Here is a 5,289-nt window from a genome sequence, read left to right as displayed (position 1 = left end):
AGTCGCAGGCCCTCGGCGGTCTCGCGGGGGATCCTCTCGGTCCAGTGCTGGTGCGTCTCGGCACCGAGGAGCGGGGCCTGGGCCATGGGATCCGGTACCGGTTCCCAGACCTGGACGAGCTTCACCGGCAGTCCGCGCAGCGTCGCCTCGCGGGCCGCCCACTCCGCGGCGGCCCGGCTCTCGGGCGAGCCGTCGAGGCCTACGGTGATGGTGCGGGGCATGTTCTCCACCTCCTGAATCGGTGACCCGGCGGGGACCCGATTCCAGCGTCGTGTTCGGGGGATTCTCAGGGCGGGGGCCGCCGGTCCTCACATGGGGGCGAGGGGTCCCGCGCGCGGCCGGCGGGACGGGCCCGGGTGAGGTCCGTCCCGCAGCGCGCGGGTCAGCGCAGCCAGGTGTGGTCGCGGACGATCGGCAGCCGCGCCCACAGCCGGCCCAGGCCCCAGGTGGCGCCCGCGCCCGCTGCCGCCACGGCGATCAGCGCGGCGGCGTAGATCACGTGGTAGTCGGCGAACGGATTCGTCGACATGCTCGGCGAGCCGTCCGACAGGTGCTTGGCCGGCGGCCATTCGGCCATCCACATCAGTGCCATCATCGCCGTGCCCGCCACCGCGGCCGGCCACAGCGCCACACCGGCCATGACGGCCAGGCCGATGCCGAGCAGGCCCAGCATGAACAGCCAGTCCGCCCACGTGTCTCCGGCCCAGGAGTGGAGCGTCGACTCCATCGGCCCGGCGGTGACGGAGCTGAGGAAGCCCTTCGTCGGCGATCCGCCGTCGATCCAGCCCTTGCCGGAGGCGGTCGCGTATCCCAGGCCGAAGGTCTTGTCCAGGAACGCCCACAGGAAGACGAACCCGGTCAGGAGGCGCAGGGAAGCGAGGACGTGAGCCTGCGCGGTCCGCGTGCCGAGACGTGCCGTCACCGCGGACCGGGGGCCGGAGCCGGTGCGGTGCCAACGGAAGGCGGCCGACAGGTGGAAGCCCGGGCTCCGGTGAGGGTGTTCGTGCACGGCCATGACGGTGGTCCCTTCGGGGATGGGTGAAGCGTCGTCTGCTCGACGTCTCCCACTCTCGTCCGATGCCCGACGTCATGCCGGATGCCGAAGGTCTCCCTCCGCTGGGCTGAACGTCCCTGCTCTTGGGGTTCATTGGGCCAGGTGGCAGAACCGGTCAGGTGGAGAGCCGGGCGGGTGTCGCAGATCGTCGTGCGGCCGTGGATGCTGAGCCCAGGCAGAGAGGAGCGGCACATGGGTGAGGACTCGGGCGGACGTGCGATGTGGTGGCGTCGGTCGGTGCCCGGCCTCGTCTCCCTGCTCGGCTACCGGCGTTCGTGGTGGAAGGGCGACCTGCTGAGCGGGGTGACGGTGGCGGCGTACCTCGTGCCCCAGGTGATGGCGTACGCGGGTGTGGCCGGGCTGCCGCCGGTCGCCGGGCTGTGGGCGATCCTGCCCGCCCTCGCGCTGTACGCGTTGTTCGGCTCGTCACGGCTGTTGTCGGTGGGCCCCGAGTCGACGACCGCTCTGATGACGGCCACCGTGGTGGGCCCGCTCGCCGGCGGGGACGCGGTGCGTTACGCATCACTGGCCGCGGCCCTCGCGGTGACGGTGGGCCTGCTGTGCCTGGTCGCACGGGTGGTGCGGCTGGGCTTCCTCGCGGACCTGCTGTCCCGCCCGGTGCTGATCGGGTATCTGGCCGGGGTGGCCCTGATCATGATGGTGGACCAGTTGCCCCGGCTCACCGGCGCGCGGACCAGCGGTACCGAGTTCTTCGCCCAACTGTGGTCCTTCGTCACGCATCTGTCGAACGTCGACGCGGACACGGTGGTCTTCTCCGCCGTGGCGCTGGTGTTCCTGCTCGTGGTGAAGCGGTACCTGCCGATGCTGCCGGGACCGCTGCTCGCGGTGATCCTCGGTACGGCGGCCGTCACCGTCTTCGACCTCGACCACCGGCACGGCGTCGAAGTGATCGGCGAGGTTCCTTCGGGGCTGCCCTCACTCGCGCTGCCGGACCTGGGCGAGCTGCCGCACCTGGTGCTGCCGGCGCTGGGCGTCCTGATCGTCGCCTACACCGACTTCATCCTCACTGCGCGCGCCTTCACCGGGCGCACCGACGACGAGCCCGCTCTGGACGCCAACCAGGAGTTCCTGGCGCTGGGCGCGGCCAATGTGGGCGCCGGCGTCCTGCATGGCTTCCCGGTCAGCAGCAGCGCCAGCCGTACCGCGCTGGCCGCGTCGACGGGCGCCCGCAGCCAGGGCTACTCGCTGGTGGCCGGCGCGGCGGTCCTCGCCGTCCTGCTGTTCCTGAGCCCTTTGCTGAGCCGGACGCCTTCGGCGGTGCTGGGGGCCCTCGTCGTCTACGCGGCCCTTCGCATGATCGACCTGGCCGGGTTCCGCCGGCTGGCGTCGTTCCGCCGCCGCGAACTGTTCCTCGCCCTGGGCTGCCTGGCCGGTGTTCTCACTCTGGACATCCTGTACGGGGTGGTCGTGGCGGTCGGCCTGTCGGTGGCCGAACTGCTGACCCGGGTCGCGCGCCCGCACGACGCGGTCGAAGGGCTGGTGCCCGGACTGGCGGGCATGCACGACATCGACGACTACCCGAAGGCCCGCACGATCCCTGGCCTGCTGGTCTACCGTTACGACTCGCCGCTGTTCTTCGCCAACGCGGAGGACTTCCGGCGCCGGGCCCTGGCCGCCGTCGACGGACAGAGCGTGCCCGTGCGCTGGTTCGTACTGAACACCGAGGCGAACGTGGAGGTCGACATCACGGCTCTCGACGCGGTCGACGAACTGCGCCACGAACTCGGCCGACGCGGCGTCGTGTTCGCCCTGGCCCGGGTCAAGCAGGACCTGCTGAACGATCTGCGGGCGTACGGCCTGGCGGACTCCGTGGGTTCGGACCTCGTCTTCCCCACGCTGCCCACCGCGGTGGCCGCCTACCGCGAGTGGTGCAGCGAGCGGTAGGAGCCGGTCGTGGGGATGTCACGGCGAGCGGCCGTCCCGCCGTCACCCGACGGTGAGGTCCGGACGGATCAGCGTGCCCGACCTGCCGTGGACGATCTCGTGGGCGGCGTCCAGGGCGCCGATCGCGGCGAGACCGCCGGTGTGCTCGACGAAGCGGGCAGCCGCCTCGGCCTTGGGCCCCGTGGACCCGGCCGGGAAACCATTGTGGCCGATATGCGTGTCGCCGGGGCCGAGGTAGGTGGTGCGGGCGCCCTGGTCGGCGGCGGCCACCTCGAAGGCGCAGCGGGTGCGGGTGGAGGTCTTCTCGAAGATCAGCGCTATGTGCTTGCCGGTGAGCCGTGGCTGTTCGGTGCCGGCGCGCCTGGCCGCCTTCAGGCCGGCGGCGAGATCGAGGAGACGGTGGATCTCGGGGGCGGTGAAGTCGAGTTCGCTCAGGTAGGAGCGGCCTCTCAGATCGATGGTCATGATGGGGTCCTCAGGGGGTCAGGCGGCCGGGTCACCTTCGATGGGGCAGCTCATGCGGCGAACTCCCCGAAGGCCTCGCGAGCGTAGACGTACGGCCCGCCGCTCGCCGGAACGCGCTTCGACAGCGCCCCGAAGGTCATCGCCAGCGCGAGCGCACCGAAGGTGACGGCGATGAACGCGACCAGGGCGATCGGCCCGTACGGGGCGAGGGCGGAGGGCAGTGCGAAGACTCCGGTGCCGATGATGCTGCCGATCACGAGAGCGGAGGCGACGGGAAAGGCCGAGCGCCGCCGTGGGCGCCGTCCCCCTTCCGTCTCCTTCGATTCCTGGCATGGCTGTGCTCCTTCTCCAGGTCACTGGGGTGACTCGATCCGCGACTGATCCTTCTGCGCTTCGGTCGGCCGCGGTCAGCGGCCGCACGGCCCGCGGGTCACGCCGATGGTTCCGGTGCAGCGGGCCCGGCCGGCCCAACTCGCCCGCGCCCGACGGCCACAGGCACCAGGACAGGGCCGTTCGGCCCACGGCATGGTCCGCTCAGCCCGATCGCCGGCACCATGCCGGACTCGACTATCGAGGGCAGGAGCTGCGACCGGCCGTGAAGAAGCGCTGTCAACCGGCCGGCGGTGCCACGTCCTCACGGCTCGCTCGAAACGGGGCGGTCTCCCCTGAGCCCCAGGAGCCTCCAGGACATCCGCTGCCGTCGTCCCTGGGCAGAGACTCGGATCCTGCTTGCGGTCGGCTCCCGGGAGGCCCACGAACCGGACAGGAACCGCACCGCCGCATCCGGGGCCCGCCCGGGTGAAGGTCCTACGGCCCCGCCGCTGGGGCCCGACAGCCCTGGGCCAGGGCCGGTACTCGCAGAAGTCTGGACCCGCAGCGCAAACGATCTCACAAGGAGTGGACCACATGACTGCCAAGGACACCGACAGCCACGCCACCGGCATCGTCGCCGTAGAGGTGCGCGTGGAGGGCGCTGCGGACGAGGAAGCCGTCGCCTATGTCCGGGAGAAGGTCGAAGCGGTCCTCAGCCGGCCAGGGGTCCCAGCCGTGAGCGGTGCGGTGAGGGTCGCCCGGGCGGCCGCTCACCACGTCGGGCGGCCCTGGTCCGCGGGGGCCGAGCTGGTCGTCGGTAACGCCCTCGTGGTCGTCCACGTCCAGGAGGCCACGGCACACGAACTGGCGGACCGGCTGCAGGACCGGCTGCGCAGCCGGTTGAACCGTGCCCTGCACCGCAAGGAGGAAGCTCGCAGGTCGGCCACTCCTCCCCCGTGGCGTGGCGGCCGTACCGACAGCGGCCGCGATCAGCATCCGTCGTGATCCCGCTGCCGGGCAGCCGCTCCCCTTCGCCCAAGGGTGATGTCCCCGCCCCTCGGCGAGGGGGCTGCTCGGCCAGGCCGGGCCAGTGCCGGTCAGCCCCCGGAAGGGACCATCGGCACCTGGGAGCGGGGACCGGGCAGGACGACAGTGAAGGCGTGAGCGGCACCGATCCCCGCGCTGCCGCTCCCGTCCGCACGCCGTCGGCCACCGCCGACGGCTCTCGTCTACGGAGGCGCTCCCCAATGACCCGCCATGAAGCCGGAACCCAGGCAACAGCAGCTGCGGACGCGCCGTCCGACATCGCCGTCGCCGTGGACCGACTGGTCACGAATGGCCTGAAGGCACTCGCCGACAACGACGCCCTGCCCCAGGAGCAGGTTACGTGTCCGTCTACGCCAACGACTTCACCGACGGCCTGGCCCTGCACGCGATCCGGCTGATCTTCGAGAACGCCGAAGCCGCGGTGAACGACCGCGCCGTACGGTCGGACGCCCGGGAGAAGATGCACAACGCCGGCACCATCGCCGGCATGGCCTTCGGCAACGCCT

At 71.7% G+C, this 5,289-nt stretch carries 5 protein-coding genes and 2 pseudogenes; 3 read left to right on the top strand and 4 right to left on the bottom strand.

The annotated features are described in order from the left end of the window. Together ACWC21_RS41195 and ACWC21_RS41190 are read right to left on the bottom strand one after the other, a co-directional pair. Positions 1-221 (bottom strand): universal stress protein (locus ACWC21_RS41195; protein ID WP_450889956.1); only part of this gene is annotated, 221 nt, incomplete at its 3' end. A 161-nt stretch (positions 222-382) separates the two neighbouring features. Beyond that, positions 383-1,015, bottom strand: coding sequence for a hypothetical protein (locus ACWC21_RS41190; RefSeq protein WP_450889954.1), 633 nt, complete (start codon positions 1,013-1,015; stop codon positions 383-385). A 258-nt stretch (positions 1,016-1,273) separates the two neighbouring features. On the opposite strand from ACWC21_RS41190, the gene ACWC21_RS41185 reads away from it, so the two are divergent. Beyond that, positions 1,274-2,959: a SulP family inorganic anion transporter gene (locus tag ACWC21_RS41185; protein WP_450889958.1), complete on the top strand. Its 1,686-nt coding sequence runs from the start codon at positions 1,274-1,276 to the stop codon at positions 2,957-2,959. Positions 2,960-3,163: 204 nt separating this feature from the next. Here the strand turns inward: ACWC21_RS41185 and ACWC21_RS41180 are convergent. Beyond that, a pseudogene (locus ACWC21_RS41180) lies at positions 3,164-3,424 on the bottom strand (ornithine carbamoyltransferase); the annotation flags it as partial. Between the two features lie 50 nt (positions 3,425-3,474). Then, positions 3,475-3,681: an amino acid permease gene (locus ACWC21_RS41175; RefSeq protein WP_450889953.1), complete on the bottom strand. Its 207-nt coding sequence runs from the start codon at positions 3,679-3,681 to the stop codon at positions 3,475-3,477. A 649-nt stretch (positions 3,682-4,330) separates the two neighbouring features. On the opposite strand from ACWC21_RS41175, the gene ACWC21_RS41170 reads away from it, so the two are divergent. Continuing rightward, positions 4,331-4,741: a hypothetical protein gene (locus tag ACWC21_RS41170; protein ID WP_450889951.1), complete on the top strand. Its 411-nt coding sequence runs from the start codon at positions 4,331-4,333 to the stop codon at positions 4,739-4,741. Positions 4,742-5,120: 379 nt separating this feature from the next. Beyond that, positions 5,121-5,289 (top strand): annotated as a pseudogene (locus ACWC21_RS41165) (butanol dehydrogenase); the annotation flags it as partial.

Source organism: Streptomyces sp. NPDC001348 (genome assembly GCF_053597535.1).
Note: the sequence above shows the minus strand (reverse complement) of the source record. Positions and strands in the feature narration are given on the sequence as shown.

Excerpts from the sequence above, each read along its gene's own strand:
- ACWC21_RS41190 (WP_450889954.1), bottom strand. The coding sequence starts at position 1,015 with ATGGCCGTGCACGAACACCCTCACCGGAGCCCGGGCTTCCACCTGTCG.
- ACWC21_RS41185 (WP_450889958.1), top strand. The coding sequence starts at position 1,274 with ATGTGGTGGCGTCGGTCGGTGCCCGGCCTCGTCTCCCTGCTCGGCTAC.
- ACWC21_RS41170 (WP_450889951.1), top strand. The coding sequence starts at position 4,331 with ATGACTGCCAAGGACACCGACAGCCACGCCACCGGCATCGTCGCCGTA.